Source organism: Gordonia sp. LMA167 (genome assembly GCF_058130025.1).
The window spans coordinates 3228469-3245714 of the sequence record NZ_CM176708.1 but is presented as its reverse complement, the minus strand read 5'-3'; the positions used below and the strand labels follow the sequence as shown (position 1 = coordinate 3245714).

Here is a 17246-nt window from a genome sequence, read left to right as displayed (position 1 = left end):
CCCACCGGGCCGTGTCGCACCAAAAGTACGCCTCTCGGGCGATCAGTAGACTTGCCGTCGCTGCGGGCGATTCGTGACCGGCAGAGACGGCGAGAGAGAAAAATGGCGCGCAAACCGGGGGCGAACGTACCCAAGTCCAGCAAGCGTCCGGACGCGACGATCGGCCGGCAGATCGACTGGGCCGTCGTCGGCGCAATCGTGGTGGTGATCGCGCTGATCGGCGCACTCGTCTGGTATCTGTTGCCGAAGTTCATCGACCGGCAGGAGGCCGAGGAGCTCAAGCCCCAGACCGTCGAGGGCTACGTGCCCTCGACTGCGGATCCGGATCCGTCGACCCGCATCCAGGGTGTCACCAAGATCTACTACCGCGCCGCCCAACACGTCAGGGCAGATCAGCGGGTTGCCTATGACCAATCACCACCGTTCGGAGGCCCGCACGACGAGGTGTGGGCGACCTGCACCGGCATCGTGTACCCGAACCCGCTGCGCTCGGAGAACGCCGTGCACGCCCTCGAGCACGGTGCCGTCTGGATCACCTACAACCCGGACACGATCAGCAGCGACGACCTCGACGAGCTGAAGAAGAAGGTGATCGGCGAGCAGTTCTTGTTCCTGTCGCCGTATCCGGGCCTCGATCATCCGATCTCGTTGCAGAGCTGGGGTCATCAGCTGAAGCTGGACTCGGCGGGTGATCCACGCATCGACGAGTTCATCACCGCACTACGTCGCAACACCACGCCGGGCGTCTATCCGGAGAACCCGCAGGAGGCGGCCTTCCCGGAAACCCAGGCGGCATGCGCCGCGGTGCCGGGCGCGTTCGACCCCAATAACCCGCCGCCCGCCGATGAAGGTGCGCCGGGTCCCGACGCGGTGCCGATGGACGGCGCCGGCGCGACCGACGGGTCCGACGAGAACATGGGCGCGGGTGCGCCGACACCGGCCGGCTGAGGAGAGCACGAGTGACCGACCAGCCACACGATGGGTCCGATGTTCCGGCGTCTGCTCCCCCCTCCGCTGCCCCGGGCGCGACTTCGGCGGGCACGAACTCCCGGAGAACCCTGCTCACCGCGCTCGGCACTGTCGCCGCATTGTTGATCGGTGTCGGTCTGGGGTTGCTCATCTCGGGAATGCTGCACAGCGATGACACCGCGGCCGAGGACTCCCCCGCGCCGGATTCGGTTGCCGTCGGCTTCGCGCAGGACATGATCCGTCATCATGAGCAGGGCGTCGAGATGGCCACCATCGAACTGGAGAACGGGACCGATCCTCAGGTCCGCAGTATGGCCTTCGACATCCTGACCGCACAGAGCAACGAGATCGGCCAGATGCAGTCGTGGTTGACGCGGTGGGGTTATCCGTTGATCAACCCGAATCCACCGATGCAATGGATGGGCCACGGCATGGCGGGCGGTGAGATGGCAGGCGGCATGACGACCTCGCAGTCGCAGCCCCCGGGCGAACACGCCGACCACGACATGCCGATGCCGTCGGCCTCGGTACCGATGCCGCCCGGTGCGATGCCCTCCGGTTCGACGCCGCCGGGTTCGACGCCGCCGGGTTCGACGCCGCCGGGTTCGACGCCGCCGGGTTCGACGCCGCCCGGTTCGACGCAGGAGGCGACGGCCGATGGCCAGACCCCGCCGATGCCGGGCATGGCCACCAGCAGCGAGATGAACCGACTGCGCGCGGCGCGCGGTTCCGACGCCGACATCTACTTTCTCCAGTTGATGCTGCGCCACCACGAGGGCGGTCTGCCCATGATGGACACCGCCGCGGACCCCGCGCACGTCGCCGAGGATTACGTGCGGGAACTCGCAACCGGGATGCGGACGAACCAGGACAGAGAGATCACCGTCATAGAGCAGATGCTCGCCGAGCGGGACGCGCAACCTCTGCCGATGAACTGATGCGTCGGATGATCGTGCGTCGTCCTATTCTCGCGGCATGAGCGATTCGTCGAATGGCCCTTCCGGGGCCCAACGGTGTCGGTGTACCTCGGGTTTGACCTTCGACGAGTGTTGCGGGCCGCTCCTCGCCGGACTGCGACCAGCCGCGACCGCGGAGGCCCTCATGCGCTCCCGGTTCACCGCGTTCGCTGTGGGAGACCGCGACTACATTCTCGACAGCTGGCATCCCCGGACCCGTCCGCGCACGCTGGTCCTCGACGAGGACATGGCGTGGTATCGACTCGACGTCGAATCCACTTCCGGTGGAACACTGTTCGACGACACCGGCGAGGTGGTCTTCACCGCGCACTACCGGGTCGGCGGTAAGCGAGGTGCGCTGCACGAACGCAGCCGGTTCGAACGGCGCGACGGGCGGTGGGTATACCTCGACGGATTTGTCGCGGACTGATCATCCTCAGTGGCGGGAGATCCACTCCACCAGCGGACGTGCCTCGCGCCAATCCTCGCGAACCCGCGTCACGAGGTCGGGGCTGTGGATCACCTTGTCGAAGCCGTAGTCACGACCGATGGTGAGCGATTTGTGCCGCAACAACCCGATCCGCGGATGGTCGGCGGGCCAGCCACGCGGCGCGGTCTTGAGCGTGTCACCACCGACCTCCCATCCTCCGGCCTCCAGCTCGTCGAGGAGTCGTTCGAGTTCGCGACCGTGTAGGTCGTTGTCGATCGCTACGCGCAGCGTGGCCAGCCGCTCGGTCGACGCGTCATAGAAACCGGCACCGACCCGCACCCCGGGAGCGCCGATCTGCACGTAGTAGCCGGTTGCCGGGCCGACGCTGACGTAGGCGCCCTGGTGGGTTTTGTAGGGCGTCTTGTCCTTGGCGAAGCGGACGTCACGATAGGGCCGGAAGATCTTTGCGGGCCCGAACTCGTCGGCGAGCGCTTCGGTGAGGTCGGTCATCGGGCCGGCGACAGCGGTCCGATAGACCTCCTTGTGTGCTTCCCAGAACGTCTTGGTGTTGTCCATCTCGAGGTCGTCGTAGAAGTCGAGGGCCGCCTCGGGAAAACCCTGGAACGTCATGGTCCGACTCTATGCCAACCGACAATCTGCGCCCCGGAGAATCGATGTGCGCCCGGCTCAGGTGCGGTCCCATCGAGGCAGCATCAGCGCGGATGCCAGCAGAAAGCAGATCGCCCCGATGAAGGTGCCGGCGTCGGCGACCGTGGCGCTGAGGGTGGCGCCCGCGGAATCGACGTACGCGCCGACAGCGGAGACACCGAAGGCGATGCAGCCGAGCAGGTTGATCTGCGTCGCCCACCAGGAACGATTGCCCGGGGCCCAGAGTCGTACGGTGTGGGCGATCACGATCACGGCGAGTATGCCACTGACCAGGAACGCGACCGACCCGGCCGCATCCGGCGTCCAGACGCGCCGCCGTTCTGCGGTGACGGTAGCCGCATGCAGGGCCGCGGCGGTGCTCACGTTGAACAGCAGCGTCCCACCGAATTGGGTTGCCGCGGAGAGCCACTCAGCGCGAAAATGCGGCCTTCCCGATCCGTTGGGCACAGTGACGTCGCCGCTGAGCACGAGTTGGATGAGCGCGGCCCCGGTGAAGAACCAGGCACCGACGAAAAAACTCAGGTTTGCCACCGATGGGCCTGCCCAATCGGCGAAACCCGGCGCCGAACCCAACGCGAACAACGCCGACCCGATCATGAAGCCCCAGCACTGTTTCTCCACAGTCGCCGACAGGAAGCCGAGTGGACCGGCCCCGTCCGTTACCACTACCGCATCTGAATTCACCCCTACATCCTGCGGCCTGGTCAGGAGTCGGTGCACCGATTACGGCCAACATCGCGTGTCGAGACGGCGCAAGCCCTCAGCTTCGTGCCGGCGCAAAGGCGGCGATGACCGGTTCTTCTCCCGCCCGCAGTGTCACACTCGAGGATTCCGGGACCTCGACCCAGTTGGTCCGCCGGTATTCGAGTTCGAGCGGCTCGGAAACCAGGATACGGCCGTCATTCGGCAGGTCGATGTGTCCACCGTCGGCGGCACCCAGCCGCATCGGACCGTTCGAGTGGTAGAGCGTGCGTGAGTTCCGGTTGCTCGAGTACCGGACCGCGTGAACCGTTTCACCGTCAGCCGCGCACATCGTTGCGACGAACGGGTCGTCGACGCCGCTGTCCGCACGCGCTTCCTCCACGCGCCCAACCGTTCTCGCCAGGGCCCCGAGCGGGTCACGGTCGAGCCCGTAGGTCAGGGCCAGGAAGAAGAACAGTTCGGTATCGGCATTGCCCTCGATGTGCGGATAGAGGGCGGGTGCCACGTCCATCGTGAGGGCCCGTTTGATCCGGGTGAATCCGCCCATCTCACCGTTGTACTGAAACAACCAGCGCCCGTGCGTGAACGGATGACAGTTGGCCCGATCGACCGTGCCGCCGATCGACGCCGCCCGCACATGGGCGAGGAACATGGGCGACCTGATCTGTTCGGCAAGGCGCTGCAGGTTGTGGTCACTCCACGCGGGCCGCTCGTCGCGATACTGCCCGGGGAAGTCTCGCTCGCCATACCAGCCGACACCGAAGCCGTCTCCGTTCGTCGGCCACGCATGATTGCGGAACATCGTCGTCATCGGTGAGCCCGGCAGATACAGTTGCCGTGCCTCGAAGCTCTGGTCGACGAGCGAATGCGATGGCCGGGTCAGCAGATCCTCGAGCAGGATCGGCGAGCCGGCGTAGGCGAGCCAGCGGCACATCGGCTCACGCTAACCCGCCGGCGGTTTCCGCACGCCCGATTCGTCGAAGCAAGTACTCAGCTGATCGCGGACAGAAGTGTTCACGGTGGCCGGAAAGGATGTCCACGGTGCGCCTGCATGAATCTGTTTCCCACACAGTAGGCGCACACCGGCCGGAGGCCGGCAAGGATGTCACGGTGCGCCTGCATGAATCTGTTTCCCACACAGTAGGCGCACACCGGCCGGAGGCCGGCAAGGATGTCACGGTGCGCCTGCATGAATCTGTTTCCCACACAGTAGGCGCACACCGGCCGGAGGCCGGAAAGGATGTCACGGTGCGCCTGCATGAATCTGTTTCCCACACAGTAGGCGCACACCGGCCGGAGGCCGGCAAGGATGTCACGGTGCCCCCGGCAGGATTCGAACCTGCGGCCTTCTGCTCCGGAGGCAGACGCTCTATCCCCTGAGCTACGGGGGCTCAACGGGCGAGGGTTAGCGTAGCGCAGGGCGGCGGTGCACCCAAAACCGACCCGCCCGGAAACCGATCCGGGCTCCTCACACGGCCACGACGGTCGCGCCATCGACTCCCCGGTAGCGGTCGGGACTGCAGGTCAGCACGATCACCTGTGCGTCCTCACCGGCCGCGGCGAGCACGCCACCCATGGCCGTCAGCCGTTGCGGATCGCTGTAGCCGAGCGCGTCGTCGACGAGCACCGGCACTCCGTCGTCCTCGTCGACCAACGTGGCACAGGCGAGCCGGGTGAGCAGTCCCAGCTGCTCGCGGGCACCTCCGGACAGTGCGTCTCGCTGTACGGTGATCCCGCCGAGCGTCCGGGATACGACCTCGAGGCTGTCGTCGACATCGAACCGGACGTCGTCACCGAACACGTGCGAGCCGAGCTCCTCCAGTCGGCGCGCGTACGGGTCGGCGTATCTGGTGCGCGCATCCTGACGCGCGTCGATCAGTGTCCGGTAGAGCAGCTCCGCCGCGTCCGCGCGTCGGGTCACCCGCGCCAGGGCGGCGGTGGCCGCGTCGAGTTGCGTTGCCGCGTCGTGCAGATCGTCGAGACGGGACTCCTCCCGGTAGAGCTCCACCCTGGTGCGCAACTCGGTGGCCGACCGTTCCGCATCGGCGCGCTCACGGGCGATGGCAGCGAGGTCGGCAGCCACCCGCGCACGCCTCATCTCGATCTCCGCGACGTCGAGGCGAGCCAGTTCGGTGTCGAGGCGCGCCACCCGTTCGCGGGCCTGCGCGAGTCGCTGCTCGGCAGCGTCGACGACGCGTCTCGCCTCACCGAGGCTGCACTCGTCGGCCAGTTGCTCGCGCCTGCCGCCCAGCTCGGTCAGCCGGGCGTCGATGCGTGCGTGTTCCTGACGAGCCATCGATGCGCGGGTGCCTGCGTCGGCTTCCACCGAACGCTTCTGTGCCACGGCCCGTTCGGCCGCCATGACCAGCTCGCCGACCTCGCGTTCCGTCGATGCCAGTGACTCGACGTCACGGACGACGCCGTCGTCGCCGGCGACCGGATCGGCGGACTCGATGATCCGGCGGAGTTCGGTCCTGCGCGCACTGAGCTCCGCGAGATCGCGCCCCTGGGTCAAATCGGCCAAACGCTGCCGGAGGGACGCCAGCCTGTGCGTCAGCTCGACCCGCTCCTGCGCACGACCGACGTGATCATCGAGTGATCCCAGACGGTGGCGGTCACAGAAGTCGGCGATCTCGGCCTCGATCCGGGACAGCTCGCGGATCGGTTGCTCAGTACCGGAACTGCGTCGCACCGTGACCCGAACGATTCCGTCGACTTCGATGACCGCGTCGTCCACCGCGACGTGATCTGACTCGGCGTCGATCCTGACACCGTCCACCCGTACCGGCACCGAACCCGTCGGCTCGACGGTGAACCTGGCGGCTGCGGCCTCCACGCGTGCCCGTGCCACTGTGTGACGCCTGCCCAGCCCGGCCGCCGCCTCGACGGCGGCGCGATCGACAGTGTTGGCGTCCAACGCATTCTGCAGCGCGTCTCGCTCCGATACGATGTCGGCCAGGTGTCCGAGGCGCTCGTCGAGGTCACGGAGTTCGCGCCGAGTCCGGAGGATCCGTCGCGCGGCCTCCGACGCCGCCAGCTCGGCGCGGACCTGCGCCCATCGTTCCCGGGCACCCGACAACTCTGCGTCGAGATCGGACGCATCCTGTGCCGCACTCGCCGCCCGCGCGGCGTGGCCCGCGATGTCGTCGGCCAGACCCCGCGCCTGCTCGGTCAGGGAGGTGATCTCGGCGCCGAGGCGTTCGCGTTCGATGACGTCACGACGAGCCAATTGCGACGCGGTGAGCAGGTGTCGGACCTCGGCTTCCGCTGCGCCGAGTTCCCCCTGGAGTTTCTCGACCTTCTGCCACGTCACCGCCAGTTCGTCGCGCTCGACCTCGCGCAACTCCCGGGTGCGATCCAGTTCCTTACGGCGGGAGTCGAGTTCGCCGAGACGCTGGGCATCGGCCTCGACCGCATCGCGCGCCCGCGTCAACTGGTCGTGACGCCGAGACGCCTCCTCGGCAGCCTGGATTGCCTGCGCCAGTTCCCCGGTCGGACGTCCCTGCCCGAGGGTGCGGTAGCGCCGGTATTCGGCGGTCACGTCGTCGACGAGCGCGGCATCGCTGCCCTGCCCGTCCGACTCCTGGCCCTCCCGATCCCGCCCCTCACTATCGGCCGCGCGGTCGAGAGCACGTGCGAGAGCGGCACTCTCGGCCACTGATGCCAGCGCCGGATCACCGGACTGCAACAGTTGCAGCGCCCGAAACAGCGCAAGATCCGCATGCGAGCCGAGAATCTCGACGACGCGCTCGTGGGCATCGCGCCCGGACAATTGCTCTGGGCGCGGCGCGGCTATGGTCAGGGTCGTCGCCACCTGACGGTTGAAACGCTTGGCATAGGTGAAATGCCAAGGGCCGCAGGTCATCTCCACTTCGACCTCGGAGCCCACATCCTGCCCCGATGGCATGACGTCGCGGACCTTCGCCGACTTGCTGTCCGCCCGGGTGTCCAGCAACAGACCCAGTGCCTCGATCATGGACGACTTGCCGGCCTCGTTGGCACCTTCGACGATCGTGACGCCGCGATCGGCGAAACGCACCTCGCGGTCGGTGATGCCACGAAAGTTCCGCAGCCGCATCCGGTGAAGTCTCATCGGCGGTTCCCGGAGAGTCGGCGCAGCAGTCCCAGGGCGTCGCTCGCGACGCCGGCCTGCGTTGGGTCATCGGACGCACTGAGCTCCAAGAGGTGTTCGGCGGCCGTGCGTGCGTACCCGACCACGCCGAGGTCGGCGATGTCGGCTTCGTCGGCGACGATCATCAGATCGTCGGTGCGATCCCAACGGGTGATCGCCGCGAACCGGTCCGCGGAGTCGTCGATCAGCTCCTCCAGCGCGGCCGCGTCGGTGACCGAGACGGAGCCGACGAGGCCGAGCTGGACGACCACCCGGGGCTTGTCCTCGATCGCGTCCAACTCGTCGCGCAGCGCTTCGATGTCGGCCGACGATCCGATGTCGCGAGTGATGCTGCGAAACGACCACTGGCCCACCCGGTGTTCGGTGACATCGATCCGCCGGCCACCGCCGCCCCGACTCAGCGAGACCTCGAGGACATGACCCGGGCGTTGTTCGATGTGATCGAAGTTGGTGACCTCGTGCGCGCCGGGATACCAGACGCGCCCGGTCGTACCGACCGACGTCACGGAGTGCCGATCACCCAGTGCCACATAGTCGATGGTGCCGGCGACAAGCGCGTTCTCCAGCCCGGCCATCTCGATCAGCGCGGGATCCGAACCAGGACTCAGCGCATCGGTTCCGCCGTGTCCCACCACTATTCGAATGTTGTCGCCGGTGGCGAGTCCGGCCACCTGCCGGCCGACGAGGTCTCGGCCGGGATGTTTGTGTGACCAGGGAGCGGCGATCAGCTCGACCCCCTCGCGGACCCGGTGCACACCGGTTCGCGACAGCACGGTGACGTTCGACGGACAGGCCCGCCCGAATGTCGCGGATCGATAGATCCCGGAGGGGTCGTACGGATCGTGGTTGCCGGGCAACAGAAAGACCGGCATCGCGAAGCGCGCCAGGCTGTCGAGGGTCCGTCTGATGATCTTCGACGACACCCGGTGGTCCTCGAACACATCACCACACACCACCACGAACTCCGCGCCGACCTCGCCCGCCAGCTCACCGATGCGGTCGACGGCTTCGAGTCGGGCAGCGGTATATGCGTGTGCGGCCGCCGAGTCCAGATAGTGACGCGACATCCCCAGCTGCCAGTCGGCGGTGTGCAGGAACGTGACCTCACGCGCCGGGGCGCGTTCTGCTCCGTCCACAGGTGTGTCACACCCGGGAAGGTCGAACAACGGCACGGTCATCTGTCACCTCCTGGTCTCGTGCCGCATCCTACGAGTGTCGGCCGACAGACTGTGGGAGGCGAAGCCGCCCCGCCGACGACGTCGGCGGCACCGTGTCCGGTGCCGCCGACGTCGCTGAACCGAGAATCGTGGTCAGGCGGAGGACACCTGACCGGTGGCGGCACTGTCGCCGGACTGCGCCGAACGCGCGGTCGGGACGGCGGGTGCCCCCTGGGTCTTGGGCATGGTGAAGAACATCGCCGCCGCGACGCCGATCAGCAACACCGCCGCCGGGAGGTAGAGCGACTGGCCCATCGCCGTGGCGAACCCGTCCCGGATCGCTTCGGGTAGCTGGCCGGCCGTCCCGTGATGTTCGGTGTCGACACCCGGCAACAGCGCCGCCAGCCGCGTCTGCATGAGCGCACCGACGGCCGCGGCACCGAGCACCGACCCGATCATCCGGGTGGTGTTGTAGACACCGGCACCGGCGCCCGCCTGGTGCCAGGGCAGATTCCGGGTCGCCGTGGCCGCCAGCGGCGCCCAGATGCCCGCCGACGCGATCCCCATGAGGCACATCGGGATGATCAGCTGCCACACCGGGGTGGCCGGACGCGCGATCATGCCGAGCCAGCCCACGGCGACAGCATTGAGCAGCAACGCCGACGCGATGATCATCCGAGGGTGCACGCGATCGAGGATGCGGCCGACGATCGGCGCGAGGAATCCGGTCAGCACCGCCATCGGCACCATCATCACCGCCGACCGGGTCGGCGACATCCCGCCGACGAGCTGCAGGAAGAACATGGTCGGGATCATCAGCCCCGAGATGGCGAAACCCATGCTGGCGATACCGATGTTGGACAACGAGAAGTTGCGGTCACGGAACAGTGAGAGCGGCACCAGCGGCTCGCCCTTGATGCGCGACTGCCAGTAGACGAACAGGCCCATGAAGGCGACGCCGCCGACGATCAGGGCCCAGATCCACCCGTTCCAGTTGTACTTCTCACCGTCCTGGATGCCGAACACCAACGCGAACATGCCGACCGCCGACAATGCGACCCCGATCCAGTCGAATTGATGATCGTGGGTCTCGACGTCGGGCACCAGGATGTAGGCGAGGATGAGGCCGACGACACCGACCGGCAGATTGACGAAGAAGATCCATTCCCAGCCGAGGCTGTCGGTCAGCACACCACCGAGCAGCGGGCCGACGAGTGTCGCGACGCCGGCCACGGTGCCCCAGACACCCATGGCCGCACCACGCTTCTCGGGCGGGAAGATGCGGGTGATCAACGCCATCGTCTGAGGCGTGATCAGCGCCGCGCCGACACCCTGCAGGGCGCGGGCGGCGATCAATTCGCCGATCGACCCGGAGAGCCCGCACCAGACGCTGGCGATGGTGAACACGAGCAGGCCGAGCTGATACACCCTCTTGGGCCCGAATTTGTCACCGAGCCGTCCGGTGATGAGCAGCGGGACGGCATAGGTGAGCAGATAGGCGCTGGACACCCAGACGATCCCGTTGACGTCGGTGTCGAGGGCGGTCTGGATCTGTGGCTGGGCGACGGCCACGATGGTCATGTCGACCAGGATCATGAAGAAGCCGACACACAGCGCCAGCAACGCGGCCCAGGGCCGCGACGTCACCTGCGCGGCCGGAGTCGGGGTAGTGGTCATACGTCGTTCGCTTTCTGATGAGGGATGCCCGGGACCGAGGAAACGGCCAGATAGGGAGAGTCGGGGTCGTCGAGCCATTCGATGGTGAAGTTCTGCAGACGCTCGACGAGATCGTCGAGCCAGGCGATCTGGGCGCGCAATGTAGCGATGCGACAACCGATGTCGAGGTAGAACATCTCGGCGGTCTTGTGCTCGCAGGCGTCGCGGACACCGCTGTCGAGGAGCTCGACCTCGGCGCGCATCGCGGCGAGACGTTCGCCGAGCAAGTCGATCACTCGTTGCCGCGGCAGCCCGTGCGCCTCGGACAGCGCCAGGTAGAGCTCCGGATACTCGACCGGATTCCGGGCGAGTATCCGTTCGAGGCTCTCGTCGAGGACGCGTCGGCCCTCGTCGGTGATGGCATAGACGGTTCGTTCCGGGCGGTTACCCTCGCGCTGCACCTCGTGGACCTCGATGAGGCCTTTAGCGGTCAACCGATCGACCGTGTGGTACAGCGTGCCCGGCCGGAATTTCGCCAGACGGTCTTCCCGGCGTTCGATGGTCGTCTGGAACATCTCGTACGGGTGCATCGGCCGTTCGGCCACGAGACCGAGAACCAGCACCGCCAGTGGCGGCAGCACGCCGTCACGTTGCATATCCACCGCCCCGCCATTACTCGTCGCCAAATATTCCAGGTGGAATATACCAGTCAGATCAGTCTGTGCAAACCGTCCGTGGGGATCACTACTGTGGGGTTCATGAGTACCGAGAGCACGACCGCGAGGGCCGGCGGTGAGACCGCTGACGAACAGGGCGCCTACGTGACCAGCGGTCGCGAGTTCGTGCGCGACACCAAGTACATCGAGACACGTATCACCCGGGACGGCCGGGACGGATACCCGGTCGAGGCGGGCCGCTATCGTCTCGTCGTCGCGCGGGCCTGCCCCTGGGCGAACCGCACGATCATCGTGCGCCGACTCCTCGGTCTCGAGAACGCCATCTCGATGGGTATGTGCGGTCCGACCCACGACGCGGACTCGTGGACATTCGACCTCGACCCCGGCGGCCTCGACCCGGTGTTGCAGATCCCCCGGCTCAAGGATGCCTACGAGAAGCGGTTCCCCGGCTACCCCAAGGGCATCACCGTCCCGGCCGTCGTCGATGTGCCCACCGGCGCGGTGGTCACCAACGACTTCCCTCAGATCACCATCGACTTCGAGCTCGAGTGGGTCGACCACCATCGGCCGGGCGCACCGGACCTCTACCCCGAGCATCTGCGCGACGAGATCGACGAGGTGAACCGGGGCGTCTACACGGAGGTGAACAACGGCGTCTACCGATGCGGATTCGCCGGCAGTCAGGATGCCTACGAGAAGGCGTATGACCGCCTGTTCACCAAGCTCGACGAACTCGCCGATCGACTGTCCGAGCGCCGGTATCTCGTGGGCGACACCATCACCGAGGCCGATATCCGGCTGTTCACCACGCTGGCGCGCTTCGATCCCGTCTATCACGGGCATTTCAAGTGCAATCGGACCAAGCTCGCGGAGATGCCCGTGCTGTGGGCCTACGCGCGCGACCTCTTCCAGACACCCGGCTTCGGCGACACCATCGACTTCACCCAGATCAAGCGCCACTACTACGTCGTGCATCGGGACATCAACCCCACCGAAATCGTGCCGGCCGGTCCCGATCTGTCGAACTGGCTCACACCGCATCACCGCGAGGAGCTCGGTGGCCGACCGTTCGGAGACGGGTCGCCGCCCGGGCCACCGGTGCCCGCCGAGGTCGTCCCCGCAACAGATTGGGTGCCCACTCATGGTTGACATCACAAGGCGCGGTACCGGATCGGTGCCCACCGCCGGCCAACAGCCCCCCGGCAAGGCCGTCGAGATGACCGGCGGACTGCTGGACCGTGCCCAGCGCCTCCAGGCTCCAGCCGTGTCCAAGTACGTCCGCGGTCTGCGCTCCGCACACCCGGACGAGTCCCCGGCGCAGATCATCACTCGGCTCGAGAAGCGTTATCTGGCCGCGGTGACCGGTTCCGGCGGTGCGGTCGGCGCCACCGCCGCCATACCCGGCGTGGGCACCATGACCGCACTCGGCGCGATGACCGGCGAAACCGCGTTCTTCCTCGAGGCGTCGGCGCTGCTGGCCCTGTCCATCGCTGAAGTCCACGGCATTCCCGTGCACGACTCCGAACGTCGCAAGACCCTCGTGCTGGCGGTGGCGCTCGGCGAAGAAGGGGTCGTCGCGCTCGGCCGACTGGTCGGCACCCGGGGCGGTGCGCTGCGACGCCTCGGCGGGGCGGCGATACCCGGCGGCGGCCTGGGGCAGCTCAACAAGAAGCTCATCAACAAGCTCTCGAAGAAGTACGCGATCAAGCGTGCCCCGCTGTTGTTCGGCAAGCTGCTGCCCGCCGGCATCGGCGCGATGATCGGTGGCGTCGGCAACCGCGCGCTGGGCAAACGTGTGATCACCAACGCGCGCGAAGCATTCGGGCCTCCCCCCTCGACCTGGACGATCGACGGCGAGATCATCGTCGATCGGAGAATCGCCGACGGGGATCGGTGACCAGCACGCTTTCGACCCGGTTCCGATCACCACGCCGTGAGAGCGGTCCGGACGCACCCGATTCCGCGCCATCGCGCGGCTGGATCCGCAGGCTGGCCACCGAATGTGGACGCCATCGCCCCCTGGTCCTCACCGCGCTGGCGGTGACGGCGATCGCGGTCGCGGTGGATCTCATCGCTCCCCTGCTCGCCAAGGCGGCCATCGACCACGCCACCGGGACCGTCGACGACGGGTTGTCGCTGCGTGAGATCGTCGCCGCCCTGCTCGTGCTGGCCGTGGTCCGCTACGCCTGTCAGTTCGGACGGCGGCTCACCGCCGGTCGGCTGTCGATCACCGTGCAGAACGGCCTGCGTCTGCAGTTGCTCGACACGCTGCTCCACCTCGACGGAAACGCCCAGAATCAGATCCGCACCGGTCAGATCGTCTCGCGATCGATCTCCGACCTGCAGATCGTGCAGGGACTGCTGGCGATGGCACCGCTGTCCCTCGGCGCCGCCGTTCAAGTCGTGATCGCGATCGGCATCATGGCCTACCTTTCGCCGTTGCTGACCTGCGTCGCGCTCCTCGTGTTCCCACTGGTCGCGGTGGTCGTGTTCCGCACCCGCCGAAAACTCTTCGCCGCCACCTGGTCGGCGCAGCAGGCCGCGGCGAATGTCGCCCAGCATGTCGAGGAGACCGTCACCGGTGTCCGTGTGGTGAAGGGCTTCGGGCAGGAGCAGCGTGCCGTCGACGAACTGACCGGTCTCGGCGCGCGGCTGTATTCACTGCGATTGCGCGCCGGGAAGATCAACGCCCGCTTCACACCGACGATGGCGGCGATCCCGCAACTCGGCATGGTCGCGGTGATCGCGGTGGGTGGCTACCTCACGATGGACGGGCACATCACCGCAGGCACCTTCCTGGCGTTCGCGACCTACGTGGCCTCCATGACGGCCCTGGCGCGGCTGCTCACCAACCTCGTCGTCAGCGCACAGCTGGCCCGAGCCGCCGTCGACCGCGTCTACGACGTCATCGACCATCCACACGACCCCGCGACTTCGAACACCGACACCCTGCCCGACGGCCCCCTAGGTCTGCGGCTGCGAGACGTCGGATTCTCGTTCGGCGACCGGGAGGTGCTCGACGGTGTCGATCTGACCGTCGCCCCGGGCGAATGTGTTGCCGTCGTCGGGCGGCCCGGCTCGGGGAAGTCGACGCTGGCCGACCTCGCCGGCCGGTTCTACCGGCCCGACTCCGGGGTGATCGAGTTGCTGGCGACCGACGGCGCCCACCCAGTCGAGGAGCTCGCACCGGATTCCCTCCACGCCGCGGTCTCGGTGGTCTTCGACGAGCCCTTCCTCTACTCCGACACCATCACGGCGAACATCGTCCTCGGCCCGGACGAACCGGACGACGGCGCACCGACTCCTCGGTTGATCTCCGCGGCGGAGCGCGCCGACGCGCTCGAGTTCATCGACGAACTGCCCGACGGTTTCGCGACCGTCGTCGGTGAGCGCGGCCTGACATTGTCCGGCGGCCAACGCCAGCGGGTGGCGCTGGCGCGCGCACTCTATGCGGATTCGCGTGTGCTCGTGCTCGATGACGCCACCTCCGCCGTCGACGCGACCACCGAGGTGCGCATTCTGAGCGGTCTCCGCGACGAGCAACGGACCATGCTCCTGCTGGCGCATCGAAGGTCGACACTGGCGCTTGCCGATCGGGTCGCGGTGCTCGATGCCGGCCGGGTCGTCGATGTCGGCACCGTCGAAGAGCTCGACGACCGATGTGCCCTGTTCCGATCTCTGATGGCATCGGCCGATCCCGACCAGGCCGGCCGCAGCGCGATCCACGAGATCCCCCGCCCGCCCGAACTCGCGCAGTTGTGGCCCGAGAACGCGCCGGCACCCGACCCGGCATCGGCGACTCCGCGCCCCACCGTGCCGACCACCGGCCCCGGCGGTGGAGGCCGACGAGGCGGCGGAGGAATCGGCGGTGCGCTCGGGTCGATGCCCGCCACACCGGAGTTGCTGGCCGCGGTGGCCGCGTTGCCGCCTGCCGACGAGGAACCCGGGGTCGATGTCGACCATGCCCGTGCCGATGACCCACGTTTCTCGTTACGCGGTCTGCTGAGACCGGTGCGGTGGTTGCTGGCCGCGGCCATCGCCGCGATCGCCGTCGACACCCTGATCGGCCTCGCGTTCCCGTCGCTGGCACGCACCGTGATCGACGCCGCGACCCGCGCCGACGAAACGACGCTGTGGTGGGCAACCGTCGTCGGAGTGGCGCTGGTGGCCATCGGTTGGCTGGCGGCATCGACGATGACGATCACCTCTACGCGCGCAGGCGAACGAGTCCTCTTCGGTCTGCGGGTGCGCAGCTACGCGCACCTGCAGCGACTCGGTCTGGACTATTACGAGCGCGAACTGTCCGGCCGCATCATGACCCGGATGACCACGGACGTCGACGCGTTGTCCACATTCCTGCAGACCGGATTGTCGTCGGCGATCGTCGCGGCGCTCACCCTCGTCGGCGTCACCGTGGCGCTCGTGATCACCGACCCGCTGCTGGGAGCCCTGATCCTGCCGGTGTTCCCGATCCTCGTGGTCGGGACGCTGATATTCCGCAAGATCTCCTCGGTCGCGTATACCCGCTCGCGCGAACTCGTCAGCGTCGTCAACGCCGACGTCCAGGAGAACATCGCCGGGATCAAGACGACCCAGACCTATCGGCACATCCCCGCGGCGACGAACCGCTTCACCCGACGCACCCTCGACTGGGTGCATGCGCGGATGGTCTCGCAGAAGGCGATCTCCATCTACTTCCCGTTCATCACGTTCATGTCCGACCTGGCGACCGCGGTCGCGATCGCGGTCGGCGCGCATCAGATCACGACGGGTTCGCTCTCGGCCGGGACACTGGTCGCGTTCGTCCTCTATCTCTCCATGCTGTTCGGCCCGGTCCAACAGCTCTCACAGGTGTTCGACGGCTACCAGCAGGCCGCCGTCGGCCTGCGTCGGATCGCCGACCTGATCCGCACCCCGAGCTCACTGCGTCGCAGCGGTAGAGATGCCGCCACACCATCGGACGGTTTCGACGGACTCGCCGTTCTCGACGACGTCACCTTCCGCTATTCGGGCGCCGACCGCGACGCCCTGGCCGACGTCGACCTGACGATCCCGCCGGGAACATCGATGGCGTTGGTCGGCAAGACGGGCGCGGGAAAGTCGACCATCGTCAAGCTGCTGGCGCGGTACTACGATCCCACGTCGGGTTCGGTACGCATGGACGGAACCGACATCCGCGACTTCCCGCTCGAGGAGTACCGGGCGCGCCTCGGCGTGGTCCCGCAGGAGGCGCATCTGTTCACCGGGACCGTCGCCGACAACATCGCCTATGGTCGCCCGGACGCCGACCGGGAGGCCATCGCCGCGGCAGCGTGCGCAGTCGGCGCCGCCGCGATGATCGCCGACCTACCGGGTGGGATGAATCATCCGATCGGTGAACGCGGTCAGGGCCTGTCGTCGGGCCAGCGCCAACTGATCGCACTGGCTCGAGCCGAACTCGTCCAGCCGGACCTGTTGCTCCTCGACGAGGCGACGGCCACCCTCGACCAGGCGACCGAGGCCCTCGTGCTTGCTGCCGGTGAGGCGCTCACCCACCGCCGGACGTCGGTGATCGTGGCGCATCGGTTGGCCACTGCGGCCCGCGCGGACACGATAGCGGTGGTCGATCAGGGGCAAATCGTCGAGCAGGGAACACACAGCGAGCTTCTGTCGTTGGGGGGGAGGTACCGCGCGTTCTGGGAAGCCGGTGTCGCGCCAGACGCCGACGGTATCGCCACGGCTGGTGACATACGCCTCAGATAGGCCCGTACGGTGAGGTCAGACGCACGCAGCATGCCGCGCCCGCGTAGCATCAGCAGGTGGTTCACCGATAGTCTTCACAAGGGACTTCCTTGGTGACAAGCGACCCGACACCAGAGGGAATTGAGGCGAGTAAGCGCTGTGAGCAGTTCGATTTCA

The 17246-nt window shown here is 67.3% G+C and carries 13 protein-coding genes and 1 tRNA gene; 6 read left to right on the top strand and 8 right to left on the bottom strand.

Annotation, left to right across the window (positions count from 1 at the left end; genetic code table 11):
* Positions 1-102 precede the first annotated feature (102 nt).
* Genes ACVT6V_RS14645 through ACVT6V_RS14635 form a run of 3 tightly spaced genes read left to right on the top strand, consistent with a single transcriptional unit; the run spans position 103 to position 2355 of the window.
* On the top strand, positions 103-948 hold the full coding sequence (locus ACVT6V_RS14645) for a thioredoxin-like domain-containing protein (RefSeq protein WP_489900517.1): 846 nt from the start codon (positions 103-105) through the stop codon (positions 946-948).
* A gap of 11 nt (positions 949-959) precedes the next feature.
* Complete coding sequence (locus ACVT6V_RS14640) at positions 960-1907, top strand: DUF305 domain-containing protein (protein ID WP_489900516.1); 948 nt, start codon at positions 960-962, stop codon at positions 1905-1907.
* A gap of 37 nt (positions 1908-1944) precedes the next feature.
* A complete protein-coding gene (locus tag ACVT6V_RS14635; protein WP_489900515.1) occupies positions 1945-2355 on the top strand; it encodes a YchJ family protein in 411 nt (136 codons plus the stop codon).
* Between the two features lie 6 nt (positions 2356-2361).
* Here the strand turns inward: ACVT6V_RS14635 and ACVT6V_RS14630 are convergent, their stop codons facing one another.
* From ACVT6V_RS14630 to ACVT6V_RS14595, 8 genes are all read right to left on the bottom strand, one after another.
* Positions 2362-2985 (bottom strand): DUF2461 domain-containing protein, encoded by a 624-nt coding sequence (locus tag ACVT6V_RS14630; RefSeq protein ID WP_489900514.1) that lies wholly within the window; start codon positions 2983-2985, stop codon positions 2362-2364.
* Positions 2986-3042: 57 nt separating this feature from the next.
* Positions 3043-3621, bottom strand: coding sequence for a hypothetical protein (locus ACVT6V_RS14625; protein ID WP_489900818.1), 579 nt, complete (start codon positions 3619-3621; stop codon positions 3043-3045).
* A 163-nt stretch (positions 3622-3784) separates the two neighbouring features.
* Entirely contained in the window at positions 3785-4660 is an 876-nt protein-coding gene (locus ACVT6V_RS14620) for a class II glutamine amidotransferase (protein WP_489900512.1), read from the bottom strand.
* Positions 4661-5044: 384 nt separating this feature from the next.
* Positions 5045-5117: transfer RNA gene (locus ACVT6V_RS14615), tRNA-Arg, on the bottom strand.
* Between the two features lie 77 nt (positions 5118-5194).
* Entirely contained in the window at positions 5195-7804 is a 2610-nt protein-coding gene (locus ACVT6V_RS14610) for an AAA family ATPase (RefSeq protein ID WP_489900511.1), read from the bottom strand.
* A gap of 11 nt (positions 7805-7815) precedes the next feature.
* Positions 7816-9036, bottom strand: a complete 1221-nt coding sequence (locus ACVT6V_RS14605; RefSeq protein WP_489900510.1) for a metallophosphoesterase family protein — start codon at positions 9034-9036, stop codon at positions 7816-7818.
* A gap of 132 nt (positions 9037-9168) precedes the next feature.
* Entirely contained in the window at positions 9169-10692 is a 1524-nt protein-coding gene (locus ACVT6V_RS14600) for an MFS transporter (RefSeq protein WP_489900509.1), read from the bottom strand.
* The gene (locus ACVT6V_RS14595; protein ID WP_489900817.1) at positions 10689-11327 is read right to left on the bottom strand and encodes a PadR family transcriptional regulator; all 639 of its coding nucleotides are present in this window, start codon (positions 11325-11327) and stop codon (positions 10689-10691) included. The genes ACVT6V_RS14600 and ACVT6V_RS14595 overlap by 4 nt, the downstream gene beginning before the upstream one ends.
* Positions 11328-11429: 102 nt before the next feature.
* Between ACVT6V_RS14595 and ACVT6V_RS14590 the strand changes: the two genes are divergently transcribed.
* Genes ACVT6V_RS14590 through ACVT6V_RS14580 form a run of 3 tightly spaced genes read left to right on the top strand, consistent with a single transcriptional unit; the run spans position 11430 to position 17090 of the window.
* Positions 11430-12497, top strand: coding sequence for a glutathione S-transferase family protein (locus ACVT6V_RS14590; RefSeq protein ID WP_489900508.1), 1068 nt, complete (start codon positions 11430-11432; stop codon positions 12495-12497).
* Complete coding sequence (locus ACVT6V_RS14585; protein WP_489900507.1) at positions 12490-13245, top strand: hypothetical protein; 756 nt, start codon at positions 12490-12492, stop codon at positions 13243-13245. Before ACVT6V_RS14590 ends, ACVT6V_RS14585 begins: the two co-directional genes overlap by 8 nt.
* The gene (locus tag ACVT6V_RS14580; protein ID WP_489900506.1) at positions 13242-17090 is read left to right on the top strand and encodes an ABC transporter ATP-binding protein; all 3849 of its coding nucleotides are present in this window, start codon (positions 13242-13244) and stop codon (positions 17088-17090) included. The genes ACVT6V_RS14585 and ACVT6V_RS14580 overlap by 4 nt, the downstream gene beginning before the upstream one ends.
* Positions 17091-17246 lie beyond the last annotated feature (156 nt).